Here is a 21,637-nt window from a genome sequence, read left to right as displayed (position 1 = left end):
TACCTCATCGTGCCTTGTCAGCTTTCTGTGTTAATGTCGGCGCATCTTAGTGCGCAATTTGGGAGTTAATCGCATGCGTATTACTACATGGCTTTTGCTGGCGGCCAGCCTTGGCACCATCTTGAGTGCGCAGGCTCAGGTGTATAAATGGGTCGATGCCAATGGGCGCGTCATTTATTCGGATCAGCCCCCGCCTGCTGGTGCGGCCAAGGCCAAGACGGTAAATGTTAAAGATACCGCAGTGACCAGCGTGGCAGCGCCCAAAAAGGCTGATGCCTCGGCGGTGCAAGCCTCTGCGCCCCAAGCGGCAAGCGCACCAGCACCTAGCGCCAAACCCGTGCGCGATGAAGCGGCGTGTTCGCAAGCGCAGAAAAGGCTGAGCTTTCTGAATAATGCAAAACTGTTTAAAGAGCGTAACGAGAAAGGCCAGTTGGAGTTTCTGGATGCCGAGCGAAAAAAACAGGAAATAGCCGAAAAACAGGCGTTTATCGAGAAAAACTGTCGATAAATAGCTGATCAATAAAAAGGGTGCTTCTTCAAGCACCCTTTTTATTTATTTAAATCATTTGTGCTCGCCGCGCAGTAGCCGAACCTGATCTTCCAGCGCTTGCCGGTCAGCCCGCTCGGCCGCAATCGGTGTAGCGACCACCAGTCCTATCCGCGCAAATAGCCGCCGTGGAATTTTCATCATCGCCGCGCCATCCTTGCGACTGAAAAAGCTGCCCCACAAGCCTTGCAGCGCCATCGGGATCACCGGTACGGGGGATGTTTTCAAAATGCGCTCAATGCCGGGCATAAAGCGGTTCATCTCGCCAGTATGTGTAATTCGGCCTTCAGGGAAAATGACCACCAGATCTCCGGCTGCCAGCGCGTCGGCAATGGCAGCAAAGGCCGCTTCCTTGATCTCCGGGTGGTCTTTGGCTGTGCCGATCGGGATCGTACCCGCGGTGCGGAAAATGAAATTGAGCAGCGGGATTTTATAGATCTGGTAATCCATCACAAAGCGCACCGGGCGACGGATTGATCCGGCAATCACCAGAGCATCCATATAGCTGACATGATTGCACACCAGTACAGCCGCACCTTGCTGTGGAATGTGCTCCAGCCCGGTTTTGCGCACCCGATACAGCGTATGCGTGAGCATCCAGATCAAGAAACGCATCAAGAATTCCGGAATCAGCGTGTAGATATACACCGCAACGATGATATTGAGCACGGCGACGATCAGCAGCAGCTCGCGCAAACTGACACCCGCGCTGAGCAAGGCGATGCTCATCAGCGAGGCAATCACCATAAAGAGCGAGTTAAGGATGTTATTGGCCGCAATGGCGCGCGAAGTGAATTCGCGCTCGGTGCGCGTTTGAATCAGTGCATACAGCGGCACAATAAAAAAGCCACCAAAAACACCAATCAGCAGTATATCGCCCAACACCCGCCAATGCGCCCAGTACGAGATAAACCCCTCCAGGGTATATTGGGTTGGCAGCAAACTGGCCGTGGCAAAATACAGATCAATGCCAAATAGCGACAAGCCAATCGAACCAAACGGCACCAGCCCCAGTTCGATCTGGCGACCAGAAAGTTTTTCACACAATACCGAGCCCAGCCCCACGCCCAGCGAGAAAACCGCCATCAGCAAGGTATAGACATCGGCATTACCGTGTAGCACCGATTTGGCAAAATCCGGAAATTGCGTCAGGTAAACGGCGCCAAAAAACCAGAACCAGGAAATGCCCAGCAGTGAATTGAATACGGTCTTGTTCTGTTTGACGTGCCGGACGATTGCAACCGTTTCACTGAAAATATTCCAGTTGATTTTTAAATCTGGCGCGGTGGGAGGCGCAGAGGGCATGGCGCGGCTGGTGAAGTAGCCCGCGATGGCCACACCGACGCAGGCAAAGACAATCATGGCTTCGCCGGTACTACCCGGGTCAGTTGATCCTCCCGATTGGACAATCATCGTGCCAGCAATCTGGCCGAGCAAAATAGCAATAAAAGTGCCCATTTCAATCAGGCCATTACCACCCAGTAGCTCCTGCTCTTTCAGATATTGGGGCAAGACCGAATACTTGAGCGGGCCAAACAGCGCCGAATGAACGCCCATCAGAAACAGGCAGAACATCAGCAATGATGCGTTGTGCCAGATAAAGCCAGCACCAGCGGCCAGCATAATCCAGATTTCCAGCGCCTTGATCCAGCGCGCCAGCACCGCTTTGTCGTATTTCTCGGCCAGCTGGCCTGCCAGCGCGGAAAACAGGAAAAACGGCAGCATGAAAATACCGGCGCTCAGATTCACAATCGTTTGCGCATTCATGCCCATCATGGCCAGACCATGAAATGTCACCAGCACCAGAAAAGCATTTTTAAACAGATTGTCGTTAAACGCGCCCAGAAACTGGGTTAGAAACAAGGGCAGGAAACGCCGTTGCCGGAATAGATCAAACTGGTTGTCCTGATGCTGGGGCTGGCTCATTCGATGTGCTCTGCGCTAATTGGGTGGCTAAAGTCTAATTGAAAGCGCTCTCTTCGGCATATTTTTCCAGCGTGTAATTTTCTATTTAGTCGGCTTCACTGCACGCCAGCCTTGCTGGTGCGACTGCTTGCCGCTCTGCCTTGATAACACCATTTGCCCTGTGCCGCTAGTCGGGATGTTGCAGCTGCACACGGTGTTTGCTGACTATCTTGGCAGCAAGTGATGGCAACAGGGGAAAGCCAATGCCAACGAGCACATTCTTTGCTGCGCTGTGGGCAGACTATCTGGCGCTGGCACCGCAGGCCGCCGATATTCGCCAGCTGTTTGGTGGTGAAAACGTCATCAACGATCATGTGGCTTTTCGCACTTTTGATCATCCGGCTATCTGCCTCACTGTACTCGAGCAGCCTTTGCTTGAGCTGGGGTATCGACGCGATGCGCATTACGAGTTTCCCGACAAACACTTGTCGGCTTGGGGTTATATTCCTGCCTGCGCTGATGATCCGCTGATTTTTCTGAGCCAATTGCATCTGGCGCAATTATCGGCGGCGGCACAGGCAATCGTCGCGCCCTTGCTGTCACAGCTGCCGGTGCCATGTGTGACGGGGGCTGATTTTTTCTACTCGGGTCGCCACTGGCCAGCACCCAGCTGGGCGCAATATCAGGCGCTGGCCGCTGAGAGTGAATACGCGGCCTGGCTGGTCTTGCATGGTTTTCATGCCAATCATTTCACCATTGCAGTGCACCGCCTTGGGGTATCGCTCGCTGAGGTAGTTCAGAAAATAGCTATAGCCGGATACCCTATGAATACTGCAGGCGGCGTGATTAAAGGTAGCGAAGACGTGCTGCTGATGCAAGCCGCCACGCTGGCCCAGACTGTGCCATTTGATTTTGCCGATGCGCCCGGCCAGCTGGTGCCGGGTTGTTACTATGAATTTGCGCAGCGTTTTGCCGATGAGTCGGGGCAGCTGTATCAGGGGTTTGTGGCGGCCAGCGCCAACCGTATTTTTGAGTCAACCCACTTGCAGCACGAGCGGGGTGCAAGATGAGTGCGCCGACCCTCGCGAATTCTGCGCCCAATTCAGCCCCCATCCCGGTCACCATTGTGGGGGCCGGTAAAATTGGCAGCAGTATCGCCAAGCTGCTGGCTTTGAGTGGCGACTATCAGCTTCGCGTACTTGATCCCAATGCCGATGCGCTCAAGGCCTTGCACAGCAAGGTGACGGTAGAAACGCGGCAAATCAGTGCCAATGAGTCTTTGCTACCCTATCTGGAACAGCAGGCCGCCGTACTGGCCGCCACCGCATTTGATAAAAATCCGGATATTGCCCGGGCTGCGCTGCAAGCTGGGTGCAGCTATTTTGATCTGACCGAAGATACCGCCACTACACAGACCGTCCGCGAGCTGGCGCAATATGCCCGCGCCGGGCAGATTTTTATGCCGCAATGTGGCCTGGCTCCAGGTTTTATCGGCATTCTGGCGCATGATATGGCCAAGCGCTTTGAGCAGGTCGATACGGTGAAAATGCGCGTCGGTGCGCTGCCGCAGTATCCGAGCAATGCCTTGAAATACAATCTGACCTGGTCTACCGACGGGCTGATTAACGAATACTGCAACCCATGTGATGCAATCCGCCACGGTCAGCTGCTTAGCGTTCAGGCACTCGAAGGGCTGGAGCATTTTGCGCTCGATGGGCTGGAGTACGAAGCTTTCAATACCTCGGGCGGTTTGGGCACCTTGTGTGAAACCTGGCTGGGGCGCGTGGCCAATATGGATTACAAAACGGTGCGCTACATCGGGCATCGCGATTTGATGGATTTTGTGATCAATGGGCTGCGGATGGGTGCTAGCCCCGCCAATCGGCAGCAGCTAAAGCAGATTCTGGAAGCGGCCATTCCGCTGACGCTGCAAGACGTTGTGCTGGTCTTTGTTACGGTATCGGGCTATCTCGATGGCCAGTACCGGCAGATCAGCGATGCGCGCAAGGTGTATCACCGACAGCTGCATGGCGAGGCCTGGAGTGCGATCCAGCTCTCCACCGCCAGTGCGGCAGCGACGGCGCTGGATCTGCATTTTCAGGGGCAATTGCCCACAAAGGGTTTTGTCAGTCAGGATGCGATTGCGCTTGATCAATTCCTGGCCAACCGTTTTGGCCAGCACTATGCCATTGATCGCTACGCTGAGGAGATTCCGGTATGAGCGCCCGAAAAACCGGCTATGCCCTGCCTGCTGTGTGCGAGGCACTTCAGATTGCTGAGTGGCAAAAATCCGGCCTCTGGCCAGCGGCCATCATTGCGGGTACGCCGTGCTATCAGCACACGGCAAGCTGGGAACTATCGAGCCCGATTGATGGTGTCTCGCACGGCAAAATGGCGCTGGCTGAGCTTGATGATGCAGCGCTGGCGATTAGCGAGGCGCAGGATGCTTTTATGCAGTGGCGCAGCTGGCCAGCACCGCGGCGCGGTCTGGTGATCAAGGCGATTGCCGAGCGGGTCAGCCAGCATAAAACTGCTCTGGCGCGGCTGATTGTGCTTGAAGCCGGGAAAATTGAATCCGAAGCGCTGGGCGAGGTGCAGGAGTGGATCGATCTGTGTGATCTGGCGCTGGGGCAATCGCGCCAGCTCTATGGCTTGGTGATCGCCAGCGAGCGTGCCGAGCACCGGCTAATCGAACAATGGCATCCGCTAGGCGTGGTGGGTGTGATTACGGCGTTCAATTTTCCGGTGGCCGTCTGGGCGTGGAATGCGATGCTGGCGCTGGTTTGCGGCAATGCTGTGGTCTGGAAACCATCAGAGAAAACCCCGCTGTGTGCACTGGCGTGTACCCGGATTGTCGCGACAGTCCTGCAGGAGCAAGGCGCGCCAGCCGCTCTGGTCTCCGTCGTGCAGGGCGATGCCGCTCTGGGGCAAAGTCTGACGCAGCATCCAGCGATTGCCTTGCTCTCCGCTACAGGATCGTGTCGGATGGGGCGTGCCGTGGCGCAGCAAGTAGCGGCGCGTTTTGGCCGCAGCCTGCTCGAGCTGGGCGGGAATAATGCTCTGATTGTGACGCCAAGCGCAGATCTGGCACAGGCGCTGCCCGCGATTGTGTTTTCGGCGATCGGTACTTGCGGCCAGCGTTGCACCAGCTTGCGGCGGCTGATTGTGCACGAGTCGCTGGCCGATCAGTTGTGCCAGCGTCTGGTCGGTCTGTATGCGCAGTTAAAAATTGGCGATCCGCGCGATCCGGCCACGCTGGTGGGGCCAATTATTGATGGTATTGCCCTGCAGAATATGCGTAATAAGATCTCTGAGGCAATACATGATGGTGGTATCTTGCTGTATGGCGGCCAGATTGTGGTTGGCGTCCCCACGGGCCATTATGTGCAGCCCGCCATTATCCGCATGCCGCAACAGAGCGCGACGATGATGGAAGAGACTTTTGCCCCCATCCTGTTTGTGCTGACTTATTCCACATTGGACGAAGCCATCGCCTTGAATAATGAAGTGCCGCAAGGTCTGTCTTCGGCAATCTTCACCCGAGATCAGCGCGAGGCCGAGCTATTTATCGGTAGTGCCGGTTCGGATTGCGGGCTGGCCAATGTGAACGCTGGTACCAGCGGAGCCGAGATTGGCGGCGCGTTTGGCGGCGAAAAGGCCACTGGCGGTGGGCGGGAGTCGGGCTCTGATGCGTGGAAAAATTATATGCGCCGTAGCACCAATACCATTAACTACGGGCGGGGCCTGCCCTTGGCGCAGGGCGTGAACTTTTCGCTTGATGGTCAGATTGATTAGGGGTATATCACTGGAAGGTAATTTTTAATTAACCTGCAGCAATATACCCCTGGTTTTGAGAGTCAGGTCTTAGGCAGCGTTACGCCATGTTGGCCCTGATACTTGCCGCCGCGATCGCGGTAGCTGGTTTCGCAGATGTCGTCCTGATCGGCTTCAAAAAATAGCACTTGCGCCACGCCTTCATTAGCGTAAATTTTGGCCGGTAGCGGCGTGGTGTTGGAAAACTCCAGCGTGACATAGCCTTCCCATTCCGGCTCGAATGGCGTCACATTGACGATAATGCCGCAGCGCGCGTACGTTGACTTACCCAGGCAAACAGTCAGCGCATTGCGCGGGATGCGGAAATATTCCACCGTGCGCGCCAGTGCAAACGAGTTGGGCGGGATAATGCAATAGCCCTTGCCGGATACATTCACAAAGCTGTTTTCGTCAAAATTTTTCGGGTCAACGATGGTTGAATTCAGATTGGTAAATACTTTGAATTCATCAGCGCAGCGGATGTCGTAGCCATAGCTGGACGTGCCGTAAGACACAATGCGCTCGCCATTCACTTCCTTGACCTGACCGGGAATAAACGGCTCGATCATGCCGTGCTCTTGCGCCATGCGGCGAATCCACTTATCTGACTTAATGCTCATGCTGTCACACGCCTGTAAATATTTTGCCCGTATTGTACTCGCAAAGCGTGTTCAGGCTAAAGAGAGTTGCTGTGGACGGATTGCAGCTTGATTCGCCGTTCACAATTGCCGACAATAAAGCAAGGCATACACGCTGTAAGACTATGGAGAATTCATGAGCTCTGCCCTTTGTACGGCACTTCAACAACCCACCACCAACGCTGGCCATTTCGATTTATCCCAACTGGCCACGCCCTATGCAGTGATTTATTTTTACCCTAAAGACAATACGCCGGGCTGCACAACGGAATCTGCCGATTTTCGTGACCAGCACGCGCGATTTTTAGCCGCAGGCGCTTCGGTATTTGGTGTTTCCCGCGACAGCATGAAAAGTCATGAAAACTTCAAAGCCAAATTGGGGCTGGAGTTCGAGCTGATTTCCGACCCTGAAGAAACCGCCTGCGAAGCATTCGGCGTGATGAAGCTGAAAAACATGTATGGCAAGCAAGTGAGGGGTATCGAGCGCAGTACCTTTGTGATCAATAAGTCTGGAGAGATACTCCGTGAATGGCGCGGCGTAAAAGTGCCGAATCATGTAGCCGAAGTGCTCGGCTTTGTTGAGAGTTTGCAGTAAATATCAGCGGCCATTGAGCCGCTTTTTTGTTGTTCAATCAAGTGGAGGAACGCATCATGGCTGCCAAAAAAGCACAGAAAGTCAGCAAACTATTCGTACTTGATACCAATGTTCTGATGCATGACCCTACCTCGTTGTATCGTTTTCAGGAGCACGATTTATTTGTGCCGATGATGACGCTCGAAGAGCTCGATTCCAACAAAAAGGGCATGACCGAAGTTGCCCGTAATGCGCGGCAAGCCAGCCGTTTTATGGAAGAGCTGGTCGCCGGAATGGAGCACAATCTCTATGACGGTGTTTCGCTCGAAGCAGCCAGCAAGGGGCAGGCAACCGGGCGGCTTTTCCTGCAAACCGAGGCGATAACTAGCGTCTTGCCGTCACAATTACCGATGGGCAAGGCCGATAACCAGATTCTGGGCGTCGTCCATCATCTGCAGGCGATGCAACCCAAGCGCGAAGTGATTCTGGTTTCCAAAGACATCAATATGCGCATCAAGGCGCGCACGCTGGGCTTGGCGGCCGAAGATTATTTCAACGACAAGGTGCTGGAAGACACTGATCTCTTGTACAACGGCATGCGCGAGATCGATCAGAAATTCTGGGAGCGCAATAGCAAGGATCTGGAGAGTTGGCAGGAGGGCGGGCGCAGCTACTGGCGCATCAAGGGGCCGGATGTCGCCGAGCTATATGTCAATCAAATGCTGTACCAAACTGGCGATACACCGCTGCAGGCGCGGGTGCTCAGCATAGATGGCAAATCGGCGGTGATTGAAAGCCTGAAAGATTACAGCCATCACAAAAACGCCATCTGGGGCATTACCGCCCGCAACCGCGAGCAGAATTTTGCGCTTAATCTGCTGATGAATCCAGATGTTGATTTTGTCTCCCTGCTGGGGCAGGCCGGTACCGGCAAAACGCTGCTCACGCTGGCGGCGTGTCTGGCACAGACGCTGGAATCGAAAATCTACACCGAAATTATTATGACGCGCGTCACGGTGCCGGTGGGTGAAGACATTGGTTTCCTGCCGGGCACGGAGGAAGAAAAGATGCTGCCGTGGATGGGGGCGCTGGAAGATAATCTCGATGTGCTCAATCAAACCGATGCTGAAGCGGGCGATTGGGGCCGGGCGGCGACGCGCGATCTAATCCGCAGCCGGATCAAGGTCAAATCGCTCAACTTCATGCGCGGCAGAACTTTTTTGAATAAGTTTCTGATTATCGACGAGGCACAAAACCTGACGTCAAAACAGATGAAAACGCTGATTACCCGCGCCGGGCCCGGCACCAAAGTCGTCTGCCTAGGTAATATCAGCCAGATCGATACGCCGTATCTGACCGAAGGCTCGTCAGGTTTGACTTATGTGGTCGATCGCTTCAAAGGTTGGGATCACTCCGGGCATATTACGCTCACGCGCGGCGAGCGCTCGCGTCTGGCTGATTACGCGGCTGAAGTGTTGTAACTCTGAAAAGCTGCAACTCTGAAATCTGGTGTCTGTCGCTGCTACTTTTAACCGCGCTATTTCCGCAGTGAATGGCGCGGTTTTGTTTTTGCGCAAAGCGGCATCTTGAAATTAATAGTATATTTATTTGTATATTATTGGGCTGCAAGGAGTAAAAAATGAGTGAGCAATATCACCAAATCGTGCGCGACATCACTGGCAAGCTGCGCGAGTTTCATAAAGAAATCCCCGATACCGCGCAGGCATTTAACGCCATGGCCAAAGCGACGCATGGCGACGGCGCATTAAGCAAAAAACAGAAGGAACTGATGGCAATGGCCATTGCAATTGCCGCGCGCTGTGAAGGCTGTCTTGGTTTTCACGCTCAGGCTTGTGTGAAACTGGGCGTTACACGCGCTGAATTTCTGGAAATGATCCAGGTTGCGGTTTACATGGGTGGTGGCCCAAGCATGATGACTGGCGCTGAGGCGCTAATGGCCTATGAAGAATATGGCGGCGAGAAAGCGGTAGATTGATATTTTGGGTATATGCCTGTGGGCTATGTTGAATATGACCTGCAGGTATATACCCTTATGATTGCACGCTAAAGGGCGAGCATGCTGCTCACACCTCACACACGCCGCTCACGAAGGCCTCAGGGTTTGCGATCAAACTCGGTGGTGGCTTTCAGAATTCCGCGCAGAATATCAACCTCTTCCCGCTCCAGCTCGGCGCGTACATACAGGCGGCGCAGGCGTGGCATCAGGCGTTTTGGCGCGTGCGGGCGCAAAAAGCCGATTTTCAGTAACACTTCTTCCATATGCTCGAACAGCTTTTCCAGCGACTCATGCGTCGCCAGTTCGCGCTCTTCCTGCAAATGCTGCACATCAACCCAATCGGTCTCGTAGCAACTGGTGCGCAGCTCGTAGCACAGCACTTGCACGGCTTGCGAGAGATTCAGGCTGGAATATTCCGGATTGGTCGGAATCGTCACGCGATCGCTACATAGCGATAGCTCGTCGATGGTTAGCCCGCTGGTTTCTGCGCCAAATACCAGTGCGACTTCTTTATCCGAGCGCGCGGTGTTGATGATTTCGGGGGCAATCTGGCGCGGCGTTTGTAGGGGTTGCGATAGCTCGCGGCGGCGCGCTGTGAGCGCCACTTGCATGGTGGTACCAGCCAGCGCCTCGGCCATGCTGCTGACCACTTTGGCGTTTTGTAGAATATCGTCGGCGCTGGAGGCCAGTGCGGTCGCCACTTCGGATGGAAATTCTTTCGGATTGATCAAATACAACTCGGTCAGCCCCATGGTTTTCATCGCCCGCGCAGTTGAGCCGATATTGCCGGGGTGGCTGGTGTGCGATAAAACCACGCGAATTCGCGGTAAACACTCGGTTTCGCTACCTTGGTAGAGATTTTTCTTGATTTCTTTATTCATTGTCGGGTTTATTCTGGAGCCAGAGGCGGGTAGAATACGTGCTTAATTACGTTCTTTCAAATTGAGAAACCATGCATCCAATGCTCAACACCGCGGTGCGCGCTGCGCGCCGTGCTGCGACTGTTATCCAGCGTGCCTCCAATAACCTGGATTTGATCACCCCCGAGAAAAAAGGCCACAACGATTTTGTGTCCGAAGTGGATCGCGCTGCCGAGCAGGCGATTATCGACACCATCCTTGAGGCTTATCCGAATCACGCGATTTTGGCCGAAGAATCTGGCTCGCGCGGCAATTCCGAATACGTATGGATTATCGATCCATTGGATGGCACGACCAACTTCTTGCATGGTTTCCCGCAATACGCGATCTCGATTGCACTTGAGTACAAAGGCGTGATCACGCAAGCCGTGGTTTACGATCCAAACCGCAATGACTTGTTCACCGCCACCCGTGGCGTTGGCGCTTTCTTAAATGATCGTCGTATCCGTGTTTCCAAAGTGCGTGAATTGTCTGACGCACTCGTTGGCACTGGTTTCCCGTACACCAAGTTCGACAATCTCGAAACCTATCTGAATATCTTCCGCGATATGGCGCAAAAATCCGCTGGCGTTCGTCGCCCGGGCGCTGCTGCGCTGGATCTGGCTTATGTCGCTTGCGGCCGTTTTGACGGTTTCTTCGAATTTGATCTGAAACTGGTTGATATTGCTGCTGGTACGCTCTTGGTGCAGGAAGCAGGTGGCCTAGTGACCGATATGAACGGCGAAGAAAAATTCCTTGAATCAGGCGACGTGCTATGCGGTACACCACGTGTTTTTGGTCAGATGTTGTCGGTGATTCGTCAGCATTTGAAGTAGGCGGGCAAATCGGCGGCAATCGCTTCGCTTTTTGCGCATCTGCCGATTGTTTGCAATGCAAACCGACCTTAGGGTCGGTTTTTTTACGCCTGTAGCGGGATAGGGCCTTGGCAATCATTAATGATATCTATCTTGCTTGCGCACTTGATTTGCATTCTGAATTTGGCCTTACTAAAGTAAGGAGTATTCAAACTGTGTCGCATTGATGGTGGAGAGGTTTTATGCTGGGTTGGGTCTTGCGGTGGCTATCGGCTCGCGATGTTGTTAAGGCAATTAATAGTGCGCAGGCTGTGATTCAATTTCGCGCAGACGGTGTTATTGAAGATGCCAACCCTATTTTCCTGCAATTGATGAATTACACGCTGTCCGAAATTAAAGGCCAGCATCATCGGATTTTTGTCGATCCTGCTGAGGCCCGCCAGCCTGATTATCAGGCGTTCTGGAATCGCTTGCGTGCCGGTACAGCGCAGACAGCTCAATTCAAAAGGCTGGCCAAGGGCGGCAAAGAAGTCTGGATTCAGGCCTCCTATGTCCCTGTGTTCTCACGAGGCAAAGTGTGCAGGATTATCAAATTTGCCACGGATGTGACTGCCCAGGTGATGGCGCAGGCTGATATGCAAGGGCAGATTGAAGCCATTGGTCGCGCTCAGGCGGTGATTGAATTTGATCTGGATGGGCGGATTTTGACGGCTAATGATAATTTTCTGCGTTTGATGGATTACCGGTTGGCGGAGGTGCAGGGGCAGCATCATCGACTGTTTGTCGCGGCAAATGAGGCTTCCTGTTCGCAGTATGCTGCATTCTGGGAGGCATTGCGCCGTGGCGAATATCAAACCGCCGAATTTCGCCGGCTGGCCAAGGGCGGGCGAGAAGTCTGGATTCATGCGACTTACAACCCGATTTGCACCCCGGATGGTCGAGTTGTCAAGGTGATTAAATACGCCAGCGATATTACTGAAGAGGTTGCACAGCGAGCCCAATTTAAACTTCTGTCGCTGGTGGTGGATCAAACGGATAATGCAGTGCTTGTTTGCGGTGCTGATCTGCGGGTTTTGTATGTGAATCAAGGCTTTGAGCGACTGACTGCTTATCGCCAATCTGATGTTCTTGGAAAAGATGTGGCCACTTTGTTGACAGGCAAGCAAACCGATCCTGTCGAGTTGAAATCCTTGCAAGATGCCATGCGCAAGCAGCAGGCGTATGTGGGTGAGTTGCTGAATACGTCGCGCGATGGGCGAGACTATTGGGTTTCGGTGGCCATCAATCCGGTGTTCTCTGCGTCGGGTAGCTTGACGCATCAGGTGATGGTGTTAAGCAATATTTCGCATACCAAAGAGCGTGAGCAGGAATTTACCAAGCGCTTTGTAGCGATTGGCCGAACCAATGCGGTCTGTGAATGGGACTTGGCAGGACGCCTTGTCGAGGCCAATGCCTATCTGATTGAGCACTTGCAAGAGCCAAATTTTGCCGCCTTGCAGGCTAGAAGTCGCCTGCTGCCGGAGATCATTGGCACAGACCTGTTTGCGCGCCTCCTGGCTGGCGAGCAGGTCAATGGCGAATTCCGGATGTATCGCGCGGATGGCAGCGAAGTATTAATGAACGGCACGGCTTGCCCGATCACGAATGCGGTGGGCGAGGTCAGACACATTGTCAGTTATGGCGTTGATGTGACGTCCAAAATCGAAGCCGAAAGGGTGACGGATCAGGAAATGAGTCAAGTGATTGCGTCAAGCGAGAAGATTCGCGTCATTATCGAGGTGATCAACCAGATTTCATCGCAGACTAATTTGCTGGCGCTTAATGCCGCGATTGAGGCTGCCAGGGCTGGCGAGCAAGGACGGGGTTTTGCTGTCGTGGCCGATGAGGTGCGCAAGCTGGCCTTGCAGTCATCAGAGTCGGCCACCGAGATTTCTGCTCTGGTGGCCGAATCGATTGAACGTATCCGCAATCTGGAAATTTCACTGCGTCGGCTCAGTGGTAGTGATTAAGGTTCTTGTAGGTTAATTTCTATTGCGGTGGGTATATTGCACTGGCCATTGTTGAGTGTGGCTTGTAGCCGTATACCCCGGAAAGGCTAACGAGTAAGTAATTGCTGGTAAATTTCTGGCTTGAAGCCGACTTGAATCTGTTGCCCGCTCATAAGTATCGGGCGCTTGATGACCGAAGGGTTGGCAAGCATTAGCCGGATTGCGCTATCGGCATCCGCCACGCTTTCCTTGCTTGCTTCATCGAGTTTTCGCCAGGTGGTGCCTTGCTTATTGATCAGTAGCTCCCAGCCGGTGACATCAATCCATGCTTGGATTTGTTCGGCGCTCAGGCCTTGTTTTTTAAAGTCGTGCCACTCGTATTCAAAGCTATTTTCATTAAGCCAGCTGCGGGCTTTTTTCACGGTGTCGCAATTGGGGATGCCAAATAATTTAATCATCGATAGTCGTGCTCGCTAAAAATAAAACGGCGTAAGACGATTTGAACGCCTCACGCCTCACGCCTCACGTCTAGTGGAGCGGCATGTCAAAACTCAGATCGTGCTCGGGGGTGTTTTCCTTGGGTTTGCTGATTTTGCTGGCCTCCTGCTCATCAATGCTTTGTGCGTTGTTGACCATCCATGAGAGATTGGTCGCCGAATCGGCATTGCGTAATGCTTCGTCAAGCTCGATTTCGCCAGCACGGTACATGCGATACAGCGATTGCTCGAATGTTTGCGATCCTTCCGCTAGCGATTGCTCCATTGCGTCCTTGATGTCGGCCAGATCGCCGCTGCGGATTAATTCGGCAATGCGATTGGTGTTGAGCATGACTTCAACCGCGGGTTTGAGCTTGCCGGTTTTGGTTTTAACCAGTCGCTGCGACACGATCGCCTTGAGTGATGTCGACATATCGTAGAGCAGCGATTCGCGCGCTTCTTGCGGGAAAAAATTCACAATCCGGCTTAAGGAGTGATAGCTGTTGTTGGCGTGCAAGGTGGAAATGCATAGGTGACCTGCCTGCGCGTATTGCATGGCGTAAGTCATGGTTTCCTGATCACGAATTTCGCCCAGCATGAGTACATTCGGTGCTTCACGCATGGCGTTGCGCAGCGCATCGTGATAGCTGTGCGTGTCGGTGCCCACTTCACGCTGGCTGACAATTGATTTTTTATGTGAATAAATAAATTCAATCGGGTCTTCAATCGTCAGGATGTGGCCGCTATGGTGCTCATTGCGATGTTCCAGCATGGCCGAAACGGTGGACGATTTGCCAGAGCCGGTGGCGCCGACCAGAAGAATAATTCCGCGTTTCTCCATGATCAGGTCTTTAAGCAGCTCCGGCATGAATAACTCTTCCAGTGTGGCTGCTTTGGTCTTGATGTAGCGGGCAACCAGCGCCACCGAGCCGCGACTTTTGTATACGTTAATCCGGAAGTTGCCGAGCTCTGGAACCGGGTAGGCCATATTCAGTTCCAGATCTCGTTCAAAGGTGGCAACCCGCTCGGGGCCCATCAGTTGATAGGCCAGTTGTTTGACGTGCTCGGCGCTTAAGACCTGATTATTGACCGGGTGGCAGACACCCTGAAGCTTGATCACAATCGGAGAGCCTGCCGCTAGGAATAAATCGGAGGCACTGCGCTCGGCCATGAGTTTGAAGAAGGGTAATAAATTCATCTCGGGCTCGCTGTTTTAATTATGTTCGCAGTTCTCTGCGTAATATTTTGCCGACATTGGATTTAGGCAGGCTGTCGCGAAACTCTATCACGCGCGGTATTTTATAGTTGGTTAAATGTGCGCGGCAATGTTGAAGGACGGTCTCGCTGGTCAATGATGGGTCTTTCTTGACAATAATCACTTTCACCGCTTCGCCGGTTTTTTCATCTGGTACGCCAATGCAGGCCACCTCCAGTACACCATCGAGTTCGGCGACCACATTTTCGACTTCATTCGGATAAACATTGAAGCCGGACACCAGCACCATATCTTTTTTGCGATCAACAATCTGGAAGTAGCCGGTGGCTTGCATGATTGCGATGTCGCCTGTCGCTAAAAAGCTGTCCTCACCGAGGACTTCCTTGGTTTCTTCCGGTCGTTGCCAATACCCTTGCATGACTTGCGGGCCGCGAATAAAAAGCTCGCCGGTTTGTCCTGGCGCGAGCACGTTTCCTTCGCTATCGCGGATTTGGGCGTCAGTGTGTGAAATAGGCAGGCCGATCATGCCATTGTATTCTTTGATATTGATCGGATTGATGATCGCGGCGGGTGAGGTTTCGGTTAAGCCATAAGCTTCGGCCAATGTGACGCCAGTTACTTTTTTCCAGCGGTCAGCTACCGCATGCTGAACCGCCATGCCGCCACCTAGTGCCAGCTTCCATTTGGAGAAATCCAGCTTGGCAAAATCGGGATTATTCAATAGTGCATTAAAGAGCGTGTTGACGCCGGTCATGCAGGTCACCGGATAAGCGGCGATGGTTTTCACGAAATCAGGAATGTCGCGCGGGTTGGTGATTAGCAGATTAGTTGCGCCGATTTTGCTAAATACCATGCAATTAGCGGTGAGCGAGAAAATGTGATACAGCGGCAGTGCGGTCACAATCAGCTCTTTGCCTTCTTCGACCGCAGGATTAATCCAGGCGTGTGCTTGCTGCATATTGGCGACAATATTGCCGTGGCTGAGCATGGCGCCTTTAGCGAGGCCCGTTGTGCCGCCAGTGTATTGCAAGAATGCTAAGCTGCTATGGTCTAGTTTGGGTTTGTTGAGGGTATATTGCTGACCGTAGCTTAAGGATTGATTGAATTTAATATGCCCTGGTAGGGTATATGCTGGCACCATTTTCTTAATGTATTTGACAACGTTGTTAACAATCCAGCCTTTGGGTTGCCCAAGTAGATCGCCAATCTGGCAAAGCACAATATGCTCAACGTCGGTCTGCTTGATGATTTGCTCTAGCGTGTGAGCAAAGTTGGCCAGAATAACGATCGTTGTAGCGCCAGAGTCTTTGAGCTGATGCTGTAATTCACGTGGGGTGTACAGCGGATTAACATTGACGACCACATAGCCGGCACGCAGGATGCCGAAAATAGCGACGGGGTATTGCAGCAAATTGGGGAGCATGACCGCAACGCGGCTGCCAGCAGGGAGTTTCAGGTGTTGCTGCAAGTAGCTGGCAAATTGCAAGGAAAGGCGATCTAGTTCTTGGTAGGTGATCGCTTTGCCCATATTAATAAAGGCCGCCCGATCGGAGTATTTTTTGACACTTTGCTCGATGACTTCGGGTATTGAAGCAAATTCATCAAGATTGATTTCTGCAGGTACGCCTGTTTGATAATTGGCCAGCCATGCTTTTTCAGTGCTATTCATAACCACTCTCCGTTGCGACTTTTTCTAATGTAGGGTGAAACGGCGTTTGAATTCAACTGATTTGCGTGCCAGTGGTGTTTCGTTGACAGCAAGTTTCTGTTAGAATCGGCAAAAATCTCGTAGTTCCAACAAAAAGTGGGTGCATATAATGTTCCCGCCGAGGAGCTCGGGAGTGCTTACAAATGGGCGCAGGTATTGCAGCCCATTTTTTGTTTCTGGAGTTTACATAGAAGCCATGGCGGTTAATTTACAGTCTGTTTTAGATAACACTTTGCCCGGTTTGGGCTACGAGCTGGTCGATTTTGAGCTGGGCGGCAATGGCTTGATGCGGATTTTTATCGACAAGGAAGGCGGCGTCACGATTGACGACTGTGTGGCGGTGAGCAATCACCTCACACGCTTATTCATGGTTGAGGAAATTCCGTATGACCGCTTGGAAGTGTCATCACCAGGCTTGGATCGCTTGATTAAAAAACCGGCTGATTTTGAGCGATTTGCCGGTCAAATGGTGAAAGTAAAGCTGCGCTTGCCGTTGCCGGATCGTCGGCGCAATTTTGTTGGTCAGCTCAAGGGGCTGGTTAATGATTGCGTGGTGGTTGAGGTGAATGGCGAGGTGTTGAACCTGCCATTGTCGCAAGTGGATCGTGTTCGCATAGAGCCTCAGTTTTAAAGCTCAGATTAAACTCGTTTGCCGCAGTTTTAATGCGCAGTATTTACAGTTTGCCCGACTATAGGCATAGCATGACGCCGGAGGAAAATATCAATGAATCGTGAAATTCTGGTGCTGGTTGAAGCACTTGCACACGAAAAAAATGTTGCTAAAGAAGTGGTGTTTGGCGCGCTGGAAATGGCGCTCGCTTCTGCTACTAAAAAACGCTACGAAGAAGAAGTTGAAGTTCGCGTTTCGATTGATCGTGTAACCGGCGAGCATCGCAGTTTCCGTGTATGGGAAGTGGTTGAAGATAACGACCATGAAGAGCCATCGCGCCAGATCGCCATTACTGACGCACCTGACTATAGTGCCGACTTGAAAGTGGGCGATGTATGGGAAGTTGAATTAGAGCCTATCGAGTTCGGCCGTATCGGCGCACAAGCCGCGAAGCAGGTGATTTTGCAAAAAATCCGCGATGCCGAGCGTGAGCAAAATCTGAACGACTTCTTGCAGCGTCGTGAGCATATTATTTCCGGCAGCATCAAACGCATCGAACGTGGCAATGCCATTATCGAGATGGGCAAGCTAGAAGCCGTTCTGCCGCGCGATCAGATGATTCCAAAAGAAAATCTGCGTGTGGGTGATCGCATCAAGGCTTTCCTGTTGCGTATTGATCGCATGGGCCGTGGCCCGCAGCTAGTGTTGAGCCGTGTTGCTCCAGAATTTATGGCCAAATTGTTTGAGCTGGAAGTGCCAGAAATTGAAAACAACCTGATCGAGCTAAAAGGTGTTGCGCGTGACCCTGGTATGCGCGCCAAGATTGCCGTTAAATCGAATGATCAGCGTGTAGACCCGCAAGGCACTTGCATCGGTGTGCGTGGCACCCGTGTCAATGCCGTAAGTAACGAGCTTGCTGGCGAGCGTGTCGATATCGTATTGTGGTCTAGCGATGCGGCCCAGTTTGCCATTAACGCGCTGTCACCCGCTGAAGTGAATTCGATCATCGTTGATGAAGATAATCACAGCATGGACGTCGTGGTTGATGAAGACAATCTGGCAATGGCGATTGGTCGTGGCGGTCAGAATGTGAAATTGGCTGCGGAGTTGACGGGCTGGAAGCTCAATATCATGACTGTTGATCAGGCTGAGCAAAAGCACGAAGAAGAGTTCACCAAAGTACGCGCCTTGTTTGTCCAGGCGCTCGATATTGATGAAGATGTGGCCAATGTGCTGGTTCAGGAAGGTTTCAATACGCTGGAAGAAGTAGCGTATGTGCCGTTGAACGAGATGTTGGAAATTGAAGCGTTTGATGAAGAAACCGTAAACGAGCTGCGTTCCCGTGCTCGCGATGCTTTGCTGACGCAAGCCATCGTGCGCGAAGAGAAGCTGGAGCACCAGTCGGAAGACCTGAAAACGCTGGAAGGTATGACGCCAGACTTGGCTGCAGCATTGGCCGAGAAAGACATACATACCCGTGATGATTTGGCAGAGTTGGCTGTCGATGAATTGACCGAGATGACCGGTATCGACACGGAAGCTGCCAAACAACTAATCATGAAAGCGCGCGAACATTGGTTCGCTTAAGGCGCGGGAGAGTAATCTATGAGTGAACCCAAAGTCAGCCAATTTGCTGCTGAATTGAAAATGCCAACGCAAGAGCTGATCGAGCAATTGCGTGCGGCTGGCGTTGAAAAGCGCACTGCTGAAGATACATTGACAGCCGATGACAAAGCTCGTTTGCTGGATCATTTGAAGCAGAAGCATGGCCAGGCGGGCGATAAGCCAAAAATTGTAATTGCGCGTAAAGAAACTACGGAAATTCGCAAAACAGATGCCACGGGCAAAGCAAAAACCATTCAGGTTGAAGTGCGTAAGAAGCGAGTTGTTGCACCCGAAGTCATTGCCGCTGCTGCTCCAGCTGTTGCACCGATACAAGCTGCCACTACCGTAGTTGCTGCGCCGGTTATTGACGAGGCGGAGCGTCAGGCCCGTGAAGCTCAAGCCAAGCGTCAGAACGAGCTGGCCGAGCGTCAGGCCGCTGAAATGCGCGCCAAGCAGAATCGTGAAGCCAAGCCTGCAGAAGCTGCCAAAGTTGGGGCTGCTGCCCCTGTTGAAGTGAAAGCAGAAGTTGCTGTTGTGGCAGTTGAGGCCGTAGCTGCTGTCGAGACTAAGATCGAGGCAAAACCTGAAGTAGCCGCCCCTGCGCAAAAGCCAGCGGTTAAGCCACACGTCAAGCCGGGTCATGAAGCGGATCGTCCGCGTATCGGTGCACGGGTAGATTTCCGTCGCCCCAAAGATACGCCGATGCAGGCACCGGAAAAAGCTGCGCCAGCGCCTGTTGCCGCCAAACCTGCTGATAAAAAGCCAAGCGCACCCAAGAAAGATGAAAAAGGTGGCTGGAATGATGGCCGCAACAAAAAAGGTATTAAAACCCGTGGTGGCGATGCCGGTAATGACTGGAAAAGTAAAAAGGGTGGCAAGAAGCAATCGCATCAGCAAGACAATAATGCGCATGCCTTCCAGACGCCAACCGAGCCTGTAACGCATGAAGTTGACGTACCGGAGACGATTTCGGTTGCTGACTTGGCGCACAAAATGGCCGTTAAAGGCGTTGAAGTTGTCAAAGCGCTGATGAAAATGGGCATGATGGTCACGATCAATCAGGTGCTGGATCAAGAAACAGCGATGATCGTCGTTGAAGAAATGGGTCATATTCCAAAAGCAGCCAAGCTGGATGACCCGGAAACCTATTTGGGTGATGAAGAAAAATCCGATCACACCCAGGTTTCACGCGCTCCGGTTGTAACGGTGATGGGCCACGTTGACCACGGTAAAACTTCGTTGCTCGATTACATCCGTCGTGCCAAAGTGGCTGCGGGTGAGGCGGGCGGCATTACTCAGCATATCGGTGCCTACCACGTTGAAACTGGCAAGGGTATGATTACCTTCCTAGATACCCCTGGTCACGAGGCGTTTACCGCCATGCGTGCCCGTGGTGCCAAGTTGACCGATATCGTGGTTCTGGTCGTTGCTGCCGATGATGGCGTAATGCCGCAAACGATTGAGGCGATCCACCATGCGAAAGCTGCAGGTGTGCCGATAGTTGTTGCGGTCAATAAAATTGATAAGCCAGAAGCCAATCTTGAGCGTATTCAGCAAGAGCTGGTTGCGCAGGAAGTGGTTCCGGAAGAGTGGGGTGGTGACACCCAGTTCATTCCGGTATCGGCCAAAAAAGGCATGGGTATCGATGAGTTGCTGGATGCGATTCTGTTGCAGGCCGAGGTGCTGGAGTTAACTGCGCCGGTTGATGGTCCAGCCAAGGGTATCGTGATCGAGGCTCGTCTGGATAAAGGCCGCGGTCCTGTGGCTTCAATGCTGGTTCAGTCGGGCACGTTGCGCAAAGGCGACACTGTATTGGCGGGCCAGGTTTATGGCCGTATCCGTGCGATGCTGGATGAAAATGGTAAGCAGATTAACGAAGCGGGTCCGTCGATTCCGGTCGAGATCCTGGGTTTGTCGGAAGTGCCGGCCGCAGGTGAAGACGCGATGGTTCTGGCTGACGAGAAGAAAGCCCGTGAAATCGCCTTGTTCCGTCAAGGTAAATTCCGTGATGTGAAATTTGCCCGTCAGCAAGCTTCGAAGCTGGAAAACATGTTTGCCCAGATGGCCGAAGGCGAAGTGCAAAACCTGCCTATCATTATCAAGGCCGACGTTCAGGGCTCAAGCGAGGCTCTGGCGCAAAGCTTGCAAAAATTGTCGACCAGCGAAGTTCGTGTTCAGGTTCTGCATTGTGCGGTGGGCGGCATTTCCGAGTCCGACGTGAATCTGGCCTTGGCGTCAAAAGCGGTGGTCATCGGCTTTAATGTGCGTGCCGATGCTGCTGCGCGCAAGCTGGCGGAAACTGAAGGTGTTGATCTGCGCTACTACAACATCATCTACGATGCGGTTGATGAAGTGAAAGCAGCCCTGTCCGGCATGTTGGCCCCTGAGCGTCGTGAGCAGATTCTGGGTATGGTTGAGATCCGTCAGGTCTTCACTGTGTCGAAAGTGGGTACAATTGCTGGTTGCTTGGTGATGGAAGGTCTGGTTAAACGCTCGGCAGGTGTACGTTTGCTGCGTAATAACACGGTGATTCATACTGGCGAGTTGGAAAATCTGAAGCGCTTCAAAGATGAAGCGAAAGAAGTGAAGGCCGGTTTCGAATGTGGTTTGCAGCTCAAAAACTACAACGATTTGCAAGTGGGCGACCAGCTGGAAATCTTCGAAGTCATCGAAGTGGCCCGTACGCTGTAATATGTGGAATGTGAGGAGGGAGGTGTAATGCTTTCCTCTCGCACGCAGGCGCAGATTGTTCTGCGCCTTTTCCTTTTTGTAAAACATCCGGTTTTTATCAACACCAGGGTGATGGTGGATGCACCTCACACCTCA

General features: G+C 52.7%; 17 protein-coding genes and 2 pseudogenes. 13 read left to right on the top strand and 6 right to left on the bottom strand.

The window, feature by feature from the left end; translation table 11 throughout:
- Positions 1 to 73 precede the first annotated feature (73 nt).
- On the top strand, positions 74 to 508 hold the full coding sequence (locus FLS37_RS07580; protein WP_157669262.1) for a DUF4124 domain-containing protein: 435 nt from the start codon (positions 74 to 76) through the stop codon (positions 506 to 508).
- 54 nt (positions 509 to 562) lie between these two features.
- Here FLS37_RS07580 and FLS37_RS07575 read toward each other — a convergent pair whose 3' ends face one another.
- On the bottom strand, positions 563 to 2,473 hold the full coding sequence (locus FLS37_RS07575) for an MFS transporter (protein WP_157669261.1): 1,911 nt from the start codon (positions 2,471 to 2,473) through the stop codon (positions 563 to 565).
- Positions 2,474 to 2,715: 242 nt separating this feature from the next.
- On the opposite strand from FLS37_RS07575, the gene FLS37_RS07570 reads away from it, so the two are divergent.
- Genes FLS37_RS07570 through FLS37_RS07560 form a run of 3 tightly spaced genes read left to right on the top strand, consistent with a single transcriptional unit; the run spans position 2,716 to position 6,247 of the window.
- Complete coding sequence (locus FLS37_RS07570) at positions 2,716 to 3,522, top strand: DUF1338 domain-containing protein (protein ID WP_157669260.1); 807 nt, start codon at positions 2,716 to 2,718, stop codon at positions 3,520 to 3,522.
- Positions 3,519 to 4,673 (top strand): saccharopine dehydrogenase family protein, encoded by a 1,155-nt coding sequence (locus tag FLS37_RS07565; RefSeq protein ID WP_157669259.1) that lies wholly within the window; start codon positions 3,519 to 3,521, stop codon positions 4,671 to 4,673. Before FLS37_RS07570 ends, FLS37_RS07565 begins: the two co-directional genes overlap by 4 nt.
- Complete coding sequence (locus FLS37_RS07560) at positions 4,670 to 6,247, top strand: aldehyde dehydrogenase family protein (RefSeq protein ID WP_157669258.1); 1,578 nt, start codon at positions 4,670 to 4,672, stop codon at positions 6,245 to 6,247. The genes FLS37_RS07565 and FLS37_RS07560 overlap by 4 nt, the downstream gene beginning before the upstream one ends.
- 62 nt (positions 6,248 to 6,309) lie before the next feature.
- Here FLS37_RS07560 and dcd read toward each other — a convergent pair whose 3' ends face one another.
- Positions 6,310 to 6,885, bottom strand: coding sequence for a dCTP deaminase (dcd, locus tag FLS37_RS07555; RefSeq protein ID WP_157669257.1), 576 nt, complete (start codon positions 6,883 to 6,885; stop codon positions 6,310 to 6,312).
- 154 nt (positions 6,886 to 7,039) lie between these two features.
- Between dcd and FLS37_RS07550 the strand changes: the two genes are divergently transcribed.
- From FLS37_RS07550 to FLS37_RS07540, 3 genes are all read left to right on the top strand, one after another.
- Positions 7,040 to 7,498 carry a peroxiredoxin gene (locus FLS37_RS07550; protein ID WP_157669256.1) on the top strand — a complete coding sequence of 153 codons (459 nt, stop codon included), beginning with the start codon at positions 7,040 to 7,042 and terminating at the stop codon, positions 7,496 to 7,498.
- A 56-nt stretch (positions 7,499 to 7,554) separates the two neighbouring features.
- Positions 7,555 to 8,958: a PhoH family protein gene (locus tag FLS37_RS07545; RefSeq protein WP_157669255.1), complete on the top strand. Its 1,404-nt coding sequence runs from the start codon at positions 7,555 to 7,557 to the stop codon at positions 8,956 to 8,958.
- Between the two features lie 158 nt (positions 8,959 to 9,116).
- The gene (locus tag FLS37_RS07540) at positions 9,117 to 9,473 is read left to right on the top strand and encodes a carboxymuconolactone decarboxylase family protein (RefSeq protein ID WP_157669254.1); all 357 of its coding nucleotides are present in this window, start codon (positions 9,117 to 9,119) and stop codon (positions 9,471 to 9,473) included.
- Positions 9,474 to 9,592: 119 nt separating this feature from the next.
- Here the strand turns inward: FLS37_RS07540 and FLS37_RS07535 are convergent, their stop codons facing one another.
- The gene (locus FLS37_RS07535) at positions 9,593 to 10,375 is read right to left on the bottom strand and encodes an RNA methyltransferase (RefSeq protein ID WP_157669253.1); all 783 of its coding nucleotides are present in this window, start codon (positions 10,373 to 10,375) and stop codon (positions 9,593 to 9,595) included.
- Between the two features lie 71 nt (positions 10,376 to 10,446).
- Between FLS37_RS07535 and FLS37_RS07530 the strand changes: the two genes are divergently transcribed.
- The 3 genes and pseudogenes from FLS37_RS07530 to FLS37_RS17135 form a co-directional block, all read left to right on the top strand.
- A complete protein-coding gene (locus FLS37_RS07530; RefSeq protein WP_157669252.1) occupies positions 10,447 to 11,229 on the top strand; it encodes an inositol monophosphatase family protein in 783 nt (260 codons plus the stop codon).
- 221 nt (positions 11,230 to 11,450) lie between these two features.
- Positions 11,451 to 12,890: pseudogene (locus FLS37_RS07525) on the top strand (PAS domain S-box protein); the annotation flags it as partial.
- An 87-nt stretch (positions 12,891 to 12,977) separates the two neighbouring features.
- Positions 12,978 to 13,113 (top strand): annotated as a pseudogene (locus FLS37_RS17135) (methyl-accepting chemotaxis protein); the annotation flags it as partial.
- A 190-nt stretch (positions 13,114 to 13,303) separates the two neighbouring features.
- Here the strand turns inward: FLS37_RS17135 and FLS37_RS07520 are convergent.
- From FLS37_RS07520 to FLS37_RS07510, 3 genes are all read right to left on the bottom strand, one after another.
- On the bottom strand, positions 13,304 to 13,654 hold the full coding sequence (locus FLS37_RS07520; RefSeq protein WP_157669250.1) for an ArsC family reductase: 351 nt from the start codon (positions 13,652 to 13,654) through the stop codon (positions 13,304 to 13,306).
- Between the two features lie 70 nt (positions 13,655 to 13,724).
- On the bottom strand, positions 13,725 to 14,870 hold the full coding sequence (locus tag FLS37_RS07515) for a PilT/PilU family type 4a pilus ATPase (protein ID WP_157669249.1): 1,146 nt from the start codon (positions 14,868 to 14,870) through the stop codon (positions 13,725 to 13,727).
- Between the two features lie 19 nt (positions 14,871 to 14,889).
- Positions 14,890 to 16,557: an AMP-binding protein gene (locus tag FLS37_RS07510; protein ID WP_157669248.1), complete on the bottom strand. Its 1,668-nt coding sequence runs from the start codon at positions 16,555 to 16,557 to the stop codon at positions 14,890 to 14,892.
- A gap of 235 nt (positions 16,558 to 16,792) precedes the next feature.
- Between FLS37_RS07510 and rimP the strand changes: the two genes are divergently transcribed.
- The 3 genes from rimP to infB all read left to right on the top strand — a co-directional run bounded on the left by rimP (position 16,793) and on the right by infB (position 21,502).
- Positions 16,793 to 17,227, top strand: coding sequence for a ribosome maturation factor RimP (gene rimP / locus FLS37_RS07505; protein ID WP_157669247.1), 435 nt, complete (start codon positions 16,793 to 16,795; stop codon positions 17,225 to 17,227).
- Between the two features lie 93 nt (positions 17,228 to 17,320).
- On the top strand, positions 17,321 to 18,793 hold the full coding sequence (nusA, locus tag FLS37_RS07500) for a transcription termination factor NusA (RefSeq protein ID WP_157669246.1): 1,473 nt from the start codon (positions 17,321 to 17,323) through the stop codon (positions 18,791 to 18,793).
- Positions 18,794 to 18,811: 18 nt separating this feature from the next.
- Entirely contained in the window at positions 18,812 to 21,502 is a 2,691-nt protein-coding gene (gene infB / locus FLS37_RS07495) for a translation initiation factor IF-2 (RefSeq protein WP_157669245.1), read from the top strand.
- Positions 21,503 to 21,637: the final 135 nt, after the last annotated feature.

Source organism: Chitinibacter sp. GC72, from assembly GCF_009760905.1.
GTDB lineage: Bacteria > Pseudomonadota > Gammaproteobacteria > Burkholderiales > Chitinibacteraceae > Chitinibacter.
This window is presented reverse-complemented; position numbering and strand designations above follow the sequence as displayed.

Coding starts and splice junctions, on each gene's coding strand:
- FLS37_RS07580 (WP_157669262.1), top strand. CDS start 74: ATGCGTATTACTACATGGCTTTTGCTGGCGGCCAGCCTTGGCACCATC.
- FLS37_RS07575 (WP_157669261.1), bottom strand. CDS start 2,473: ATGAGCCAGCCCCAGCATCAGGACAACCAGTTTGATCTATTCCGGCAA.
- FLS37_RS07570 (WP_157669260.1), top strand. CDS start 2,716: ATGCCAACGAGCACATTCTTTGCTGCGCTGTGGGCAGACTATCTGGCG.
- FLS37_RS07565 (WP_157669259.1), top strand. CDS start 3,519: ATGAGTGCGCCGACCCTCGCGAATTCTGCGCCCAATTCAGCCCCCATC.
- FLS37_RS07560 (WP_157669258.1), top strand. CDS start 4,670: ATGAGCGCCCGAAAAACCGGCTATGCCCTGCCTGCTGTGTGCGAGGCA.
- dcd (WP_157669257.1), bottom strand. CDS start 6,885: ATGAGCATTAAGTCAGATAAGTGGATTCGCCGCATGGCGCAAGAGCAC.
- FLS37_RS07550 (WP_157669256.1), top strand. CDS start 7,040: ATGAGCTCTGCCCTTTGTACGGCACTTCAACAACCCACCACCAACGCT.
- FLS37_RS07545 (WP_157669255.1), top strand. CDS start 7,555: ATGGCTGCCAAAAAAGCACAGAAAGTCAGCAAACTATTCGTACTTGAT.
- FLS37_RS07540 (WP_157669254.1), top strand. CDS start 9,117: ATGAGTGAGCAATATCACCAAATCGTGCGCGACATCACTGGCAAGCTG.
- FLS37_RS07535 (WP_157669253.1), bottom strand. CDS start 10,375: ATGAATAAAGAAATCAAGAAAAATCTCTACCAAGGTAGCGAAACCGAG.
- FLS37_RS07530 (WP_157669252.1), top strand. CDS start 10,447: ATGCATCCAATGCTCAACACCGCGGTGCGCGCTGCGCGCCGTGCTGCG.
- FLS37_RS07520 (WP_157669250.1), bottom strand. CDS start 13,654: ATGATTAAATTATTTGGCATCCCCAATTGCGACACCGTGAAAAAAGCC.
- FLS37_RS07515 (WP_157669249.1), bottom strand. CDS start 14,870: ATGAATTTATTACCCTTCTTCAAACTCATGGCCGAGCGCAGTGCCTCC.
- FLS37_RS07510 (WP_157669248.1), bottom strand. CDS start 16,557: ATGAATAGCACTGAAAAAGCATGGCTGGCCAATTATCAAACAGGCGTA.
- rimP (WP_157669247.1), top strand. CDS start 16,793: ATGGCGGTTAATTTACAGTCTGTTTTAGATAACACTTTGCCCGGTTTG.
- nusA (WP_157669246.1), top strand. CDS start 17,321: ATGAATCGTGAAATTCTGGTGCTGGTTGAAGCACTTGCACACGAAAAA.
- infB (WP_157669245.1), top strand. CDS start 18,812: ATGAGTGAACCCAAAGTCAGCCAATTTGCTGCTGAATTGAAAATGCCA.